The organism is Neptuniibacter sp. QD37_6, from assembly GCF_047778085.1.
Lineage (GTDB): Bacteria > Pseudomonadota > Gammaproteobacteria > Pseudomonadales > Balneatricaceae > Neptuniibacter.
In genome coordinates this window covers 3047999-3060808 of the sequence record NZ_CP180550.1, presented here as the reverse complement: position 1 = coordinate 3060808, position 12810 = coordinate 3047999, and the positions used below count along the sequence as shown (strand labels likewise).

The 12810-nt window shown below is 44.2% G+C and carries 14 protein-coding genes; 7 read left to right on the top strand and 7 right to left on the bottom strand.

What is annotated here, in order from left to right; translation table 11 throughout:
- Positions 1-5 precede the first annotated feature (5 nt).
- A complete protein-coding gene (gene rimI, locus ACMXYO_RS14665) occupies positions 6-464 on the top strand; it encodes a ribosomal protein S18-alanine N-acetyltransferase (protein WP_415885856.1) in 459 nt (152 codons plus the stop codon).
- Here the strand turns inward: rimI and ACMXYO_RS14660 are convergent.
- Entirely contained in the window at positions 461-1375 is a 915-nt protein-coding gene (locus ACMXYO_RS14660) for a GGDEF domain-containing protein (protein WP_415885855.1), read from the bottom strand. The two genes, rimI and ACMXYO_RS14660, sit on opposite strands and share 4 nt — an antisense overlap.
- 128 nt (positions 1376-1503) lie before the next feature.
- Between ACMXYO_RS14660 and ACMXYO_RS14655 the strand changes: the two genes are divergently transcribed.
- Positions 1504-2172 (top strand): energy-coupling factor ABC transporter permease, encoded by a 669-nt coding sequence (locus ACMXYO_RS14655; RefSeq protein ID WP_415885854.1) that lies wholly within the window; start codon positions 1504-1506, stop codon positions 2170-2172.
- Between the two features lie 6 nt (positions 2173-2178).
- On the opposite strand, the gene ACMXYO_RS14650 is transcribed toward ACMXYO_RS14655, so the two are convergent.
- Both ACMXYO_RS14650 and ACMXYO_RS14645 read right to left on the bottom strand, forming a co-directional pair.
- Entirely contained in the window at positions 2179-2709 is a 531-nt protein-coding gene (locus ACMXYO_RS14650; RefSeq protein ID WP_415885853.1) for a response regulator transcription factor, read from the bottom strand.
- Positions 2702-3955, bottom strand: a complete 1254-nt coding sequence (locus ACMXYO_RS14645) for an ATP-binding protein (RefSeq protein WP_415885851.1) — start codon at positions 3953-3955, stop codon at positions 2702-2704. Before ACMXYO_RS14645 ends, ACMXYO_RS14650 begins: the two co-directional genes overlap by 8 nt.
- A 117-nt stretch (positions 3956-4072) precedes the next feature.
- Between ACMXYO_RS14645 and ACMXYO_RS14640 the strand changes: the two genes are divergently transcribed.
- On the top strand, positions 4073-5653 hold the full coding sequence (locus tag ACMXYO_RS14640) for a peptide chain release factor 3 (RefSeq protein WP_415885850.1): 1581 nt from the start codon (positions 4073-4075) through the stop codon (positions 5651-5653).
- A gap of 74 nt (positions 5654-5727) precedes the next feature.
- A complete protein-coding gene (locus tag ACMXYO_RS14635) occupies positions 5728-6495 on the top strand; it encodes a TatD family hydrolase (RefSeq protein WP_415885849.1) in 768 nt (255 codons plus the stop codon).
- On the opposite strand, the gene ACMXYO_RS14630 is transcribed toward ACMXYO_RS14635, so the two are convergent.
- Together ACMXYO_RS14630 and ACMXYO_RS14625 are read right to left on the bottom strand one after the other, a co-directional pair.
- On the bottom strand, positions 6487-6888 hold the full coding sequence (locus ACMXYO_RS14630) for a hypothetical protein (RefSeq protein WP_415882463.1): 402 nt from the start codon (positions 6886-6888) through the stop codon (positions 6487-6489). The genes ACMXYO_RS14635 and ACMXYO_RS14630 overlap by 9 nt on opposite strands.
- A gap of 14 nt (positions 6889-6902) precedes the next feature.
- On the bottom strand, positions 6903-8813 hold the full coding sequence (locus ACMXYO_RS14625) for a beta-ketoacyl synthase (protein ID WP_415885847.1): 1911 nt from the start codon (positions 8811-8813) through the stop codon (positions 6903-6905).
- 240 nt (positions 8814-9053) lie between these two features.
- Here ACMXYO_RS14625 and ACMXYO_RS14620 point away from each other — a divergent pair, with 240 nt between their 5' ends.
- Positions 9054-9710, top strand: a complete 657-nt coding sequence (locus ACMXYO_RS14620; RefSeq protein WP_415885846.1) for an OmpA family protein — start codon at positions 9054-9056, stop codon at positions 9708-9710.
- Positions 9711-9770: 60 nt separating this feature from the next.
- Here the strand turns inward: ACMXYO_RS14620 and ACMXYO_RS14615 are convergent, their stop codons facing one another.
- Positions 9771-10982: a flagellar assembly protein T N-terminal domain-containing protein gene (locus tag ACMXYO_RS14615; protein ID WP_415885845.1), complete on the bottom strand. Its 1212-nt coding sequence runs from the start codon at positions 10980-10982 to the stop codon at positions 9771-9773.
- 215 nt (positions 10983-11197) lie between these two features.
- Here ACMXYO_RS14615 and ACMXYO_RS14610 point away from each other — a divergent pair, with 215 nt between their 5' ends.
- Positions 11198-11923 (top strand): FlgO family outer membrane protein, encoded by a 726-nt coding sequence (locus tag ACMXYO_RS14610; protein WP_415885844.1) that lies wholly within the window; start codon positions 11198-11200, stop codon positions 11921-11923.
- A gap of 8 nt (positions 11924-11931) precedes the next feature.
- Entirely contained in the window at positions 11932-12417 is a 486-nt protein-coding gene (locus ACMXYO_RS14605) for an LPP20 family lipoprotein (RefSeq protein ID WP_415885843.1), read from the top strand.
- A 64-nt stretch (positions 12418-12481) separates the two neighbouring features.
- Here the strand turns inward: ACMXYO_RS14605 and ACMXYO_RS14600 are convergent, their stop codons facing one another.
- Positions 12482-12772, bottom strand: coding sequence for a DUF1244 domain-containing protein (locus ACMXYO_RS14600; protein WP_415885841.1), 291 nt, complete (start codon positions 12770-12772; stop codon positions 12482-12484).
- Between the last annotated feature and the right edge of the window lie 38 nt (positions 12773-12810).

The window sequence follows — 12810 nt, the reverse complement described above, 5'->3', positions numbered from 1 at the left end:
CTCCTATGAACATTGATGTCCTTCAGGCTAAGGATCTTCCAGCAGTAGAGCGTATTGCTCAAGCCTGTTTCACCCATGCCGCTTGGTCGGCTAAACAATACCTAAAGCAAATAGAATCAGAGCGATCTACCGCTCTTGGTTTGTATTCACCGGACTTAATCGGTTATGTCATGTTTTCTCAAGTACTGGATGAGGCGGAATTGCTCCAGATTGCGGTCGATCCTGCCCACCAAGGGTGTGGTTATGCTCAACAATTGATAGGTCATGGAGCTCAATTGCTACAAAATGCTGGTGTTATTCGAGTGATGCTTGAGGTGAGGGAATCTAACTTAGTTGCGATAGCATTGTATGAAAAAAGTGGTTTTTTAACTGAAGGGTTGCGTAAAAATTACTACCCTCCAGTTCACGGAGATCAGCGTGAAAATGCAGTTTTAATGGGATTGATGATAGCTACAAGCAGTTAAGAGGAATAGGTGCAGCTACGGTTACGACCGCTTTCCTTGGCTTTATAAAGCGCCTGGTCGGCTTGCTTTAGCAGTGCAGAGGGTGTTTCTGCATTGTTGGCAGTTGAGCTAATACCCATACTGACAGTCACATGCTCTGCTGCTTGAGACTTAACATGAGGAATGGCTTTAGTAGCTAAGGAAGCGACTATGTTGCTTGCAATCTTTTCAGCTCCCTCTATATCAGTATCCGGCAGGATAATGACAAACTCTTCACCTCCATAGCGTGCCAGAAGGTCATGAGAACGATTAAGCTGACCTTTCAATAGCTTGGAGACGGCTTTAAGACATTCATCCCCTTGCTGGTGGCCATAGTGATCGTTATAGGTTTTAAAGAAATCTATATCGAGCATGATGGCTGCTAACTCGAGTTGCTCTCGTTTGTTGCGTTTCCACTCTTTTAACAGGTTAGTTTCCAGATCTCGACGGTTAGAAATCTTTGTAAGTGGATCTTGAGAGCTAAGTTTTTCTAAACGAGAGTTGGCGGCATCGAGGGCTTTCTTCATATTAGCGATACGTTCCATCGCTAATATTTTTGCTTTAAGCACAATAGGACTGACCGGTTTGGTTAGGTAATCGTCACCGCCAGCATCAATCCCTTCCTCATAGTGTTTTTCATCACTTTGGCCACTGAGGAAAATTATAGGGAACCAATCGTCGGGAAAGCGGTTGCGAATTTCGCGTGTAAGGTCAAAACCATTGAGCCCTGGCATTTCGACATCAGTTAGAACTAAATCGATTCCACCCTTATCTAAAGCGGCTAAGGCTTCGTCTCCTTGAGAGGCAGTAATCGGTGTATGATTGGCGTCCTGAATAACTGCGCTGATTATTTCACGAATAAAACGATCATCATCAACAACAAGAATATTCATTCGCTCTCCGCTTTGGTTTAGAAAAAAGTGATATGCGTCAACAAGAAATGCCCCATATCTTTATCATATAAGTAGATAATTAATGTTCAATGTAAAATGTATCCTAATTATTAAAAAGTAGAAAAAATATGAGTTTTTCCGAAGGATTATTACATTCATATTGGTTGATTAGTGGTGCCCTTATTTACTGTATGGTTTTGTTTTATGCCATCAGAAATGCACCTTGGCCTACATTGGGCGATAACCGAACACTACAGCATATGTTGTTTGGTGCCACTGCATTGCTAATGGCTTTGTGGTCCATGAGGGCTGGAATTTCACCAGGGTTAGGTATTCATTTTTTAGGCTTAACCATTATGACCTTGGTTTTTGGTTGGGATTTGGCAATACTCTCGGCGACGGTTGCATTGGTTGGGATGGCCGTTGTAGGTAAGGAAAGCTGGGATGGATTGCTGTTAAGTGGTGTTTGTTCTGTATTGCTTCCGGTTGCATCGACTTGGCTTCTTCATCGCTTTGTCGAAGCAAAAATGTTGAAGAATTTCTTTGTGTTCTTATTCGTCTGCGGTTTTTTAGGTGCGGGTCTCTCTGCCGCTGTAGCAGGCTTATCCGCGAGTGCGATTCTAGTGTTAGACGGTGTATACACGGTCGAGAAAATTATCCACGAATATGTACGTTATCTACCGTTGATTATGTTTCCAGAAGGCTTGATGAACGGGATATTTCTTACCGGGATGTTGGTGTTTCATCCTGATTGGGTGCGTACTTTCGATGCCAAGGCTTACATAGACGATCAATAAAGCGCTTTATCGTTTTACCGGGCGTTTTGATAGCTTTCGCTGTAGGGTTCTTCGATGCATGCCAAGTGCTCGAGCTGTGGCTGAAACGTTACCATCATGTTCGTTAAGCACTTTTTGGATATGCTCCCATTCTAAGCGGTTCACCGACATGGGGTGTTCAGTCACTTCTATTTCAGCATCTGCCTCAATCTTGTTCAATGCTGTTAGGATTTGATCGGCATCCGCAGGCTTTGGAAGGTATTGAGTTGCACCCAATTTGATTGCTTCTACTGCTGTGGCGATGCTTGCATAGCCGGTCAGCATTAGAATTTTCATCGCAGGGTTTTGTTGCCGAAGTTTTGGGATCAGTATCAGTCCAGAATCACCGTCCATTTTAAGATCGACAGTAGCTAGGTCTGGGGTCCAGCTTTGAATCAGCTTTTCGGCTTCTTCTGCGCTACGGGCAACTTGAACTTCAAATTCCCGACGCGTCATAGCGCGTGAAAGTACGCGGGTGAATGCCGGGTCGTCATCAACTATCAGAAAGCGTTCAGTCATGATCGTGCCTTATCGGAAGAGTCACTTCGGTTAACGTACCGCCTTCAGGACGGTTGTAGAGTCTTACATCGCCATCATAGCGTGCCAATGTTGTACTTGTTAGGAAAAGCCCTATTCCTAAACCTTTACCCTTTGTAGTGATAAAAGGTTTACCTAGGTTGCTGCTCTGTTCAAGACTAATTCCCGGACCGTTATCGTAGATACGGAAATATACTGTCTGTTGATCCCAATCTAGCTCGATATTGATATCTTCGGGCTCTGCATCTGCGGCGTTATTTAGCAGGTTTAACAGGGATTGTTTTAATGATGTTGTGCAGTTAAGAGAAGGCGGTTCTCCGTCACCTTGTACAGTGAAGGTACGCGTTACCTCTGGCCGAAGAATCATAAACTGCTCAATAACATCTTCTACCAGTGCCATGGTGGACATCTGCTGCGCAGTCGCTTGTTCCTCTTTCACGCTTTGACTCATCTGTTTCAGGCGCTGTGCACAAAGTTCGGTTTGTTGGCGTAAGAGTTGTAAGTCTTCTACTAGCTCTGGGTTTTCAGCGTGTTCATGCTCAAGTTCATTGAGTAGGACTTGCATGGTGCTTAATGGCGTTCCCAGTTCATGAGCTGTGCCGGCAGCCATATTGGCGAGCGATAGAAGCTGTTGATCTTGAATGCGTTTCTCGCGTTCTTGATCCAATGTCTCTTGCTGTATCTGCATGGATTGGCGCATGCGTACAATAAAATAGGTTACAACAATTACTGTTAGGAGGAAGTTGATCCACATTCCTAAAATATGGATATCGAACAGCTCCATAATGCGGTGCTGATGACTGTTATCCAGCTGAACTAGAGGTTCGTAATAAAACAGCAAAGAGCTATAGATGGCGATGATCATGAAGGCTATCAGCCAGACATAAGCTCTCGACATGGTAGCCGAGGATATAATTAGCGGGACGAGTAGTAAGAATATAAAGGGATTGGTTGCTCCCCCCATATGAAATAAAAGCGCGCCATACAGCGCCATATCTGCGATCAATTGAGAGAAAAACTCAGGCTCCGTGACAGGCCAAGGTGAAAAAAGGCGAGCGTAAGTCATCACATTTAGCAGCGCTAAGGCGGCCAGGGTTGTGCCAACTAGCCATACTTTAAGATCGGCCTGTAAACCGTAAATCGCAAAGATAACCGCGATACATTGCCCGAACAGGGTGACGGTTCTGATGTAAGAAAGCTGAATTAAATTATCGCGATGATTAGCCATGAAAGGATTATACCGTAGAGTAATGAAAAACTGACGAGGCAAAATGTCGCAGTGGAGGTAATTTGTCACAGTCGGAGTATAATGCCTGCTTTCTGTCACCATAAATGATGTTTATCCATGAATATCCTGCAAGAAGAAGTTAATCAACGCCGCACCTTTGCGATTATTTCCCACCCCGATGCGGGTAAAACGACCATTACTGAAAAGCTGTTGTTGTTTGGACAGTTGATTCAGCAAGCGGGTAGCGTAAAAGGGAAAAAAGGCGATCGTATGGCTACATCTGACTGGATGTCGATGGAGCAAGAGCGTGGTATCTCGATCACCTCTTCTGTTATGCAGTTCCCGTACAACGGTCGCATGGTTAACCTGTTGGATACTCCGGGTCACGAAGATTTCTCTGAGGATACTTACCGCACATTAACGGCAGTGGATTCTGCGTTGATGGTTGTGGATGGTGCGAAAGGTGTCGAAGATCGAACCATTAAGCTGATGGAAGTTTGTCGTCTGCGTGACACGCCAATTTTCTCGTTTGTGAACAAAATGGACCGTGAGATTCGTGATCCGATTGAACTGCTAGACGAGATCGAAGAAGTTCTGAAGATTGCTGCTGCGCCTATTACTTGGCCAATCGAAATGGGACCGCGTTTTAAAGGTGTGTATAACCTTTATACCGATACGATTCATGTCTTCCAGCCAGGCCAAGGTCATACTATTCCTGAAGATATTCAGGTTAAAGGTCTTGAGAGTGATGAAGCTAAAGAACTTTTAGGTGATATCTACGAAGACTTCCTTGATGAAGTGGAGCTGGTTCGTGGTGCAACTCATGAGTTTGATAAAGAAGAGTTTATGGCGGGCAAGCTGACCCCTGTCTTCTTTGGTACGGCTTTGGCGAACTTTGGTGTTCGTGAGATGCTAAATGATTTCGTTGAGTGGGCGCCTGCGCCAATTCCACGTGCGACACTAACCCGTGAAGTTGAACCGGCTGAAGAAAAATTCAGTGGTTTTATCTTTAAGATTCAAGCCAATATGGATCCGAAACACCGTGACCGTATTGCTTTTATGCGAATCTGTTCCGGTAAGTACAGCAAAGGCATGAAGATGCGTCATGCACGTATCAAAAAGGATGTGAAAATTGCCGATGCGGTAACCTTTATCGCAGGTGATCGTGAGAACGTAGAGGAAGCATGGTCTGGTGATATCATCGGTTTGCATAACCACGGTACGATCCAGATCGGTGATACGTTTACTGCAGGTGAAGATCTTAAATTTACAGGTATCCCTCACTTCGCGCCGGAAATGTTCCGTCGTGTGCGCCCATTGGATCCACTAAAAATGAAGCAGCTACAGAAAGGTTTGCAGCAGCTATCGGAAGAGGGTGCAGTGCAGTTGTTCCAGCCGTTGAAAAATAATGACCTAATTTTGGGTGCGGTAGGTCAGCTACAGTTTGATGTTGTTGTATTCCGATTGAAAGATGAATACAAGGTTGAGTGTAAGTACGAGCCGATCAGTGTGCAGACAGCGCGCTGGGCTGAGTGTAATGATGATAAAATGTTGTCTGACTTCCAGAAGAAGAATCACGATAACTTGGCAATCGATGGTAGTGGTCTTCTGACTTACTTAGCACCAACACGCGTGAACTTGAGTTTGGCTGAAGAACGTTGGCCTGATGTAGCTTTCCGCGCTACACGCGAGCACTAAACCACTTACCGCTAAATAAATGGCTGCAAGCATCTAGGCTTGCAGCCATATATTTCCCGCCCTAATCTAATGCTATGCAATTTATCGATAGCCACTGTCATTTAGACTTTTCAGAATTTGATCTTTCTCGGAAAGAAATACTTCTTCAGGCAAGAATCGCCGGTGTAAGCGATATTGTCGTGCCTGGTGTCATCGCTGATAGGTGGCAAGACTTATTGAGTCTGGTTAAGTCGGATCATAATCTCCACGCTGCGCTTGGTTTGCATCCCTGCTTTATGGTAAAGCACACTCCAGCAGATCTTGAAATTTTAGAAACCTTGTTGGCGACTGAGCAGGTCTGCGCTGTAGGTGAGATAGGGTTGGATCTTTTCATTCCTGAGGCCAATCTAGATCAGCAATTGTTGTACCTCAATGATCAATTAGCTCTGGCAAAGCAGTTTAACTTGCCGGTATTACTACATGTTCGTAAAGCGCATGATCAGATCCTGAAACAGCTACGATTAATTAAGCTAGAGCGAGGCGGAATTGTTCATGCTTTCTCTGGTAGTGAGCAGCAGGCACGACAGTTTCTGGATTTAGGTTTCAAATTGGGTATTGGTGGAACGGTTACTTATGAGCGGGCGAAGAAGATTCGGCGGCTTGTGCAAGAATTGCCGCTGGAGTCGTTTGTGTTAGAAACGGATGCGCCAGATATGCCTTTAGCTGGGCATCAGGGGGAGGTTAATCTGCCAGCGAATGTGGCAAAGGTGGCAGAAGTGATAGCAGAACTGCGTCAAATAACTGTGGAGGAGGTTGCAGCTATCACTACCCAACAATCAAAGAACTTATTGCGATTAATATAAGCCGCTTTCAATAGTGCCTAGAGCATCCCAAGCGATTTGTGTCTTGTCGTTAACGGGAATCTTAAAGTAACGGCCTGTAGTGCCTGCAGGTGAGCTGGTGTAACTGCCATCGGCAGGGTTTAGAAGCATACGAGTAAGTGATACTGGGTAGTTTGGCCCTTTAACTTTAGTGCCGTAAGCTTCTTCAATAGGCGCTAGCTGAGCACGAGAAGAGACAATCTTAGTCATATCGCGACATTGAGTGGTATTGCCTAAGCAGATAAAGCGAAACTTTGTATCCACTAGGTAATAGTCAGTCTCGGTAGGCTCCGATTTGCCTAGGGATAATGAGTCCATGCTCATGCAGCCGCTTAAGCTTAAACCTGCAATCAAAAGTAATACTGCATTACGCATACTTATATCCTTATTTAGCAAAGGTCTTCAAAAGGGTTACTAACTTCTAGGCTCACAGGGTTGGCATAGCCTGGAAGTTTTATTTGTGAATCAGTGATTTTAAGATCTTCGCCTTGTAGCACGTTGTGGTCGTAGCGATAGATTGGTTTAGCTTCGCCGAGAATGGCTGCTTGGTCATAAGCACTCGCGACAGCACGCGTCTGCTCAAGCTTGTTCTGATACTCTTTTAATTGTGTAGCGCTGTAACGTTTTTTAAGCATGTTGTGTACAACATGTGGCGCTAGTACAGGTGCAGATGCGTTGTTGCCACCGAAGCCTTTAGAATTCAAAAGTACAGAGTCCATGCCGGTAGCACCCACGTCATGGTGTTGGTTGCTTAGATTCAGGTTGCTTTTGTGAACATCATCAGCAAACGTAGGTGTTGTTACGATGCCTGGGATATAGCCGTATTTCCAAGTACCTAGAGAGGTACTCAATTGATCACCGCCAGCGGTACCTTGAGAGTGACCTAAATAGCACTTAACTGCGGAAACCGTCCAGTTATCAATCGAGAAGGCTTTAGCTGTCTCGTTGATAACATGAGATTCGGTTACGCGGTTTTGCGGAGTGCTTGTCCCGTGGGCTTGAACAAAACTGCGTTGTTGAAGTGATTCTTCACCTAGCATCGAACGGATCAAAGAGGCTGACTTAGCTAGAGTAATATAGTTGCCTACGCCTGGAGCAGAGATCGATTTCTTATGGCCGTCAGCATTAACAAATACTTCTGGTACAGCACCATAGATTTCGGCGCCTAACTCAACAGCTAGATCATCACTCATCAATAGAACAAATTGGCTACTTTCGCCAATGGTGAATCCACAGTTATTACCAAACGGACGACAAGCTTTGCGGTAATCATTGATGGTTAGCTCAGCTAGATTGTCTAGAGCGAGCAGATCTTTATCTTCAGCCAATGCACCCATAGCACGGAAGCCTTCAATAACTTCTGGGGTGATTGGGGCATCGCTGCCACCAACTAAAACTACTTTGCGACGACCGCTGCGGATATCATTAACGCCACTGCGCAAGTTATATAGGAAGGTTGCACAAGCACCTAAAGCGCCGCCAGTCGTTCCTACATTGCCGAGGATATAAGCATTCACAAAATCGGCTGGCATTTGCGCATAGCCAAGAGGCATCTGTTTAGATGTTGTGCGCTTACCAATCGCTGGGAATTTAGTTAATCCACCAAAACCAAAATCATCTAATTGACCTATAGAGTTACTGGCATAAACTGCAATCTGGTCTGGTGCAACGTAAGCACTGATGCGTTCAAATGGAATGCCGCTTGAAGAGATCGCATCTGATGCCGCAAAAACAGTCATTTGCAGATTACGTGGGTGATTACGAGATTGGTAGAGTTTGCCAGGTTGGAAGCCGCTAGGCAGCTGGCCTGCCGATTGAACAGGTGCTGTTTTGCTATCCGGTAAAATTGCTTCTAATTTACCTGTGACTTCAATATCAAATTGCCCAGAAGATGTCTCCGTCACTTGCCAATTGCTTGGAATGTTTTGCGGCATTTGGCGTTTACGTAACTGGAATCTTAAGGTTTCATCACCTAAATTGATGCTTGCTGGCTTATTAAACATGACGTTGTTGACGTCAAAGCAGCTACCTTCGATCTGTCGGATTAGAGTGCTATTGAGTAGTTGTTCTTGTAGAGACTCAATAAGGGATTCTGCAGTGCAAACTTCACCCTCTTGATTTAGATATTGGCCTTCAGATGTTGTTGCTAGGCCAGTCAGAATAGCGAGATCGGTTAATGTCTCAGTGCGAGATTTAGAATCCAGCTTATCGATGATTAAACGGCGATAAGCATGGTGAAATGAGGCACGTCCAGCAGGGTTTATACCACCAAAACCAACAATGACAGGAAGCTGGGACAATTGTATCTCCTCAAAGGGCAGTACTACAGATAATCGAAGGGCTCTATCTAACCGCTACACAATAACGTATTTTAAGCGACAGTAGATATAGGCCAAATCTAAAAATTACAATCGTATTATTTTATCGGTGTTTACCCGTACTGACTAGCATCTATGACTTATTTTATTTGTTTTTAGTCAGCGAATATTCAGCCATACTATGGCCGAATTCAGGGAGCGCAAGAATCTTAGGAGATATGCATGAAAAAATTGATTGCTGTAGCCGTTACAGGTGTTCTGCTAACGGGTTGTCAAACGTTGGACCCTTACACTGGTGAACAGAAGGTAGGTAATACGGCTAAGGGTGCAGGTATTGGCGCTGTTGCCGGTGCAGTACTTGGTGCTGCTGTTTCTAGTAAAAGTGACCGTGGTAAAGGTGCTTTGACTGGTGCCCTTGTGGGTGGTGCTGTTGGCGGTGGTATCGGCTATTACATGGATCAACAGGAAGCGTTGTTGCGCCAAGAATTAGAAGGTACAGGTGTTCGTGTTGAGCGTATCGGTGATTCTATTCGTTTGATTATGCCAGGCAATATTACATTCGCTGTGGATTCTGATCGAATTGCAGGTAGTTTCTACCCTGTGTTGGACTCTGTAGCTAAAGTATTGGCTAAGTTTGATCAGACTGAACTGAATGTTGATGGCTTTACTGATAGTTCTGGCTCTTTTAAATATAACCAGCAACTTTCTGAGCGCCGTGCTGCACGCGTAGGTGATTACCTTGCGAGTGCAGGTGTTGAGCGTTTACGTATTAATGCACGTGGTTATGGTGAACGCTATCCAATTGCTGATAATAAAACCTCTGCGGGTCGTTCACAGAACCGTCGTGTAGAGATCAATATTAGCGGAACACGTCGCTAAGTATTGATATGGCACTCGAGCTTTTTAGGCTCGGGTGCGTCCTTTCTTATTTTTTCTTCATTAGCGAGCGATAGCTAAGTCGCCGGGTCTAATATTGAATGACGCAGCTGCACTGCTGATGTAGCCAGAAGCTGAACCCATTTGGACGTCATCAATTACCAGCGTTTGTTTTGTATTTATTAGCTGGGTAGTTGCTTCCATATTTGGTGAGTAATAAGTAGATTTGCGGTAAATGGTTAATTTATCCCCGCGTTTAAGACCTTGTTGTTTACCTGAGTTGATCCATATAGTGCGGTCTTCTATGTGGTTGATAAGCGTAGTAAATGGTTCGCAATGTAGTTCTGTTTGTAAGTCTTTAAGAATGGTTTGTTGAAGTTCTTGAACTTTTTGACCGAAGTCCTGCTTGAAAAAACTAGCCGTGTTAAACCCTGTTTTGATCGTGCGGTCTAAATTCCAAAAGCCAGCGGTTTGGTAGTGCTTTTGATGAACTAGATGACCAGTCAAACCGTCATGAATATAGAGGTCTATTTCAAAATTTCTTAGATGTTTTTTACTTTTATAATCAAGCTGATTGTATAGATCTATAACATAGTTTTTTTCTGCGTGCGTGCGAGGGTCCATCATCGACATGTCGCGAATAACGCCTGAAACGATGTAGTTCACGTTCAGTTGCCCTGCGGTTTGCTGCATGCTCGAAAGTGCTCCGTAATCTAATTGATTAGTCGGGGCTAAACTGGGGTGTATATACAAGTTCAAACGACCCGCATTATGCGCAATAAAATTGTTATATTTATTCATTAATTGTGCGATCTGAGCAGGAAAGTCGCTGCTTACACTGCTTAGTCCGCCTAGGTTAGCGTGCTTTAATTTGAGTAAGGGGAAGGCTGCGATGGCGATTGATTTTGTATAGCTGTTGCTGACACCGTTATAGCATCCTTGGTCGACGAGTACATCGGCTCTTATTCGAACAAACAGAGTGTTGCCGATTACTTTTTCGTCGACGATTTCAATATTTGAAACTTGACCTAAAGTGCTTATTTGCATGTTGTCGATTTCTAGAATGCCGTCTCGAACTACTTGGCTGCTAGAAACATAAACTGCTGCTTGCATTGAAGCTTGTTGTGAAGCATCTCTGATAGCCGCTTCTCGCGCTGATGAGATATCTTTGTTGGCAATATTGGCTTGGCCTTCAGCTTCCACAATGACAGCTTGAACTGATACGGGTAGTAAAAGTAAACAGGCTAAGACTAATTTTTGCGCTAGATTAAACATATTTCACCGTTGACCGATTACTTACTCTATATGTAGATAACTTGAATAACAGTTGTTGGAGCCGTGGGCATCTTATATCAGGGCTCTTTAAGCTGACAGTATGCAATTACAATATGATTGTAAATCATTGTATAAGGGAGCGTTTTGTATTGCTCCCTATACTATGACGATTATGTTAGATTGTGGTGCGTAACCTTTGAGTTTGGAAGATCAGGATGAAAAATATTTTACTGCTGCTTGCGATAGGTTGTTTAAGCGGTTGTATGCATCAAATGAATAAAAGTGCTGGACCTGAGTCCGTGCATATTGAGAGCATGAGTCCTGAAGTCGTTGCAGAGCTACATAAGCTTGAGAAAGCTCATATTGCTGAAAAAGAGGCTCTTCTTGAAAAGGAGAGAGCAATGATGCAACGTGAAGTGATTCAGGTTGGATCTTCGCCAAATGGGTTAGACCCTCTAAGTGAAGCCGTACAGCAGATGGCCGTGCAGATGACAGCGGGTTTGCAGCAAAACCGCGTTAAAAAATTCCCAATGGCGGTTATTCCATTCACAAATTTACATAACGAACGCAAAGTAGGGCGTTTTGGTGAGCGCTTAGAACAAGCGTTTATTTATCAGTTGCAACAGCATGGTTACAACCTGATTGATTACCGTGCGGCGGGTTTGACAACATCAACCAAACAGCCACTATCGAAACAGAATCTGTCAGGCCTTAGAACGCGCTATAAACTGTATTTCTTGGTGACAGGAACATATGCGCAACATTCTGATGGCATGGTGATCAATGCCCGAGTTATTGATACAACGACTCGACAAGTATTGGCGACAGGGCAGAGCCATGTGAGTAACGCGCGTTTAGAGGGTGGGTTGCCGGGGTATAATCCTCTCAAAGCGTTAAATGAAGATTTGATTATCGAAAATGGAAGTGGGCCGGTTAGGTAAATCATCAGATGAAAAAAGCATATACAAATTTTTTTCGTAAATTGGCTGGGCTGCTTTTATTGACGCCAGTTTTACTGCTTCAGGGGTGTGAAACGGCAGTTGAGACGACCATTGATATGGTTGAAGCGTTACCTGATGTTAATTTCCCAACCCGTGTTGAAGAGCCTAAAGAACCCAATTGGGTGAGAGCGACGGGCTATGCACCGATTAGCTTGCAACCGGGGAAAAATCGTCAGCATAAAATACTGATGGCGATGCGTGCTTCTAAGTTACGTGCTTATCAGGAGTTAGCAGGTGTTGTTCATGGGCAGTATCTGTTTGGTACCACCTCCGTACAGGATATGATTGTGCAAAATGACCAATTCAAAGCTGCTGTTTCTGGTATTGTCAGAGGGGCAAGAGTCGTGAAGACTTATCCGGTGCAAGAAGATACTTATGCAACCACTTTAGAGGTGGATCTAAATCAGGTTCAACGAGCCTGGATTAGCCGCTAAATAGACAATAAAAAAGGGAGCTGGAGCTCCCTTTTTTATTACTTAAGCTTTAATAGTTAAGCGATTATTTTTGAGTCGCTTCAAAGGCTGCCATTTGCTCTGGTGTGGCTTTCTTTTGGTATTTGTCTTTCCAAGTGTCGTAAGACTCACCATATACCAACTCACGCGCAGCATCGTAATCTACTTCATGGCCGCGCTTTTCAGCTTCAGCTTTGTACCATTTGCTCAGACAGTTACGGCAGAAACCCGCCAGAATCATTAGATCAATGTTCTGTACATCTTTACGATTGTCTAAGTGTTCTAGTAGACGACGGAATACGGCCGCTTCGATTTCATTTTGCGTTTGTTGATCCATGTTTTCCTCACTTTCTCTTAGTGCCTCGATTACCTGAG

Excerpts from the sequence above, each read along its gene's own strand:
- rimI (WP_415885856.1), top strand. The coding sequence starts at position 6 with ATGAACATTGATGTCCTTCAGGCTAAGGATCTTCCAGCAGTAGAGCGT.
- ACMXYO_RS14660 (WP_415885855.1), bottom strand. The coding sequence starts at position 1,375 with ATGAATATTCTTGTTGTTGATGATGATCGTTTTATTCGTGAAATAATC.
- ACMXYO_RS14655 (WP_415885854.1), top strand. The coding sequence starts at position 1,504 with ATGAGTTTTTCCGAAGGATTATTACATTCATATTGGTTGATTAGTGGT.
- ACMXYO_RS14650 (WP_415885853.1), bottom strand. The coding sequence starts at position 2,709 with ATGACTGAACGCTTTCTGATAGTTGATGACGACCCGGCATTCACCCGC.
- ACMXYO_RS14645 (WP_415885851.1), bottom strand. The coding sequence starts at position 3,955 with ATGGCTAATCATCGCGATAATTTAATTCAGCTTTCTTACATCAGAACC.
- ACMXYO_RS14640 (WP_415885850.1), top strand. The coding sequence starts at position 4,073 with ATGAATATCCTGCAAGAAGAAGTTAATCAACGCCGCACCTTTGCGATT.
- ACMXYO_RS14635 (WP_415885849.1), top strand. The coding sequence starts at position 5,728 with ATGCAATTTATCGATAGCCACTGTCATTTAGACTTTTCAGAATTTGAT.
- ACMXYO_RS14630 (WP_415882463.1), bottom strand. The coding sequence starts at position 6,888 with ATGCGTAATGCAGTATTACTTTTGATTGCAGGTTTAAGCTTAAGCGGC.
- ACMXYO_RS14620 (WP_415885846.1), top strand. The coding sequence starts at position 9,054 with ATGAAAAAATTGATTGCTGTAGCCGTTACAGGTGTTCTGCTAACGGGT.
- ACMXYO_RS14615 (WP_415885845.1), bottom strand. The coding sequence starts at position 10,982 with ATGTTTAATCTAGCGCAAAAATTAGTCTTAGCCTGTTTACTTTTACTA.
- ACMXYO_RS14610 (WP_415885844.1), top strand. The coding sequence starts at position 11,198 with ATGAAAAATATTTTACTGCTGCTTGCGATAGGTTGTTTAAGCGGTTGT.
- ACMXYO_RS14605 (WP_415885843.1), top strand. The coding sequence starts at position 11,932 with ATGAAAAAAGCATATACAAATTTTTTTCGTAAATTGGCTGGGCTGCTT.
- ACMXYO_RS14600 (WP_415885841.1), bottom strand. The coding sequence starts at position 12,772 with ATGGATCAACAAACGCAAAATGAAATCGAAGCGGCCGTATTCCGTCGT.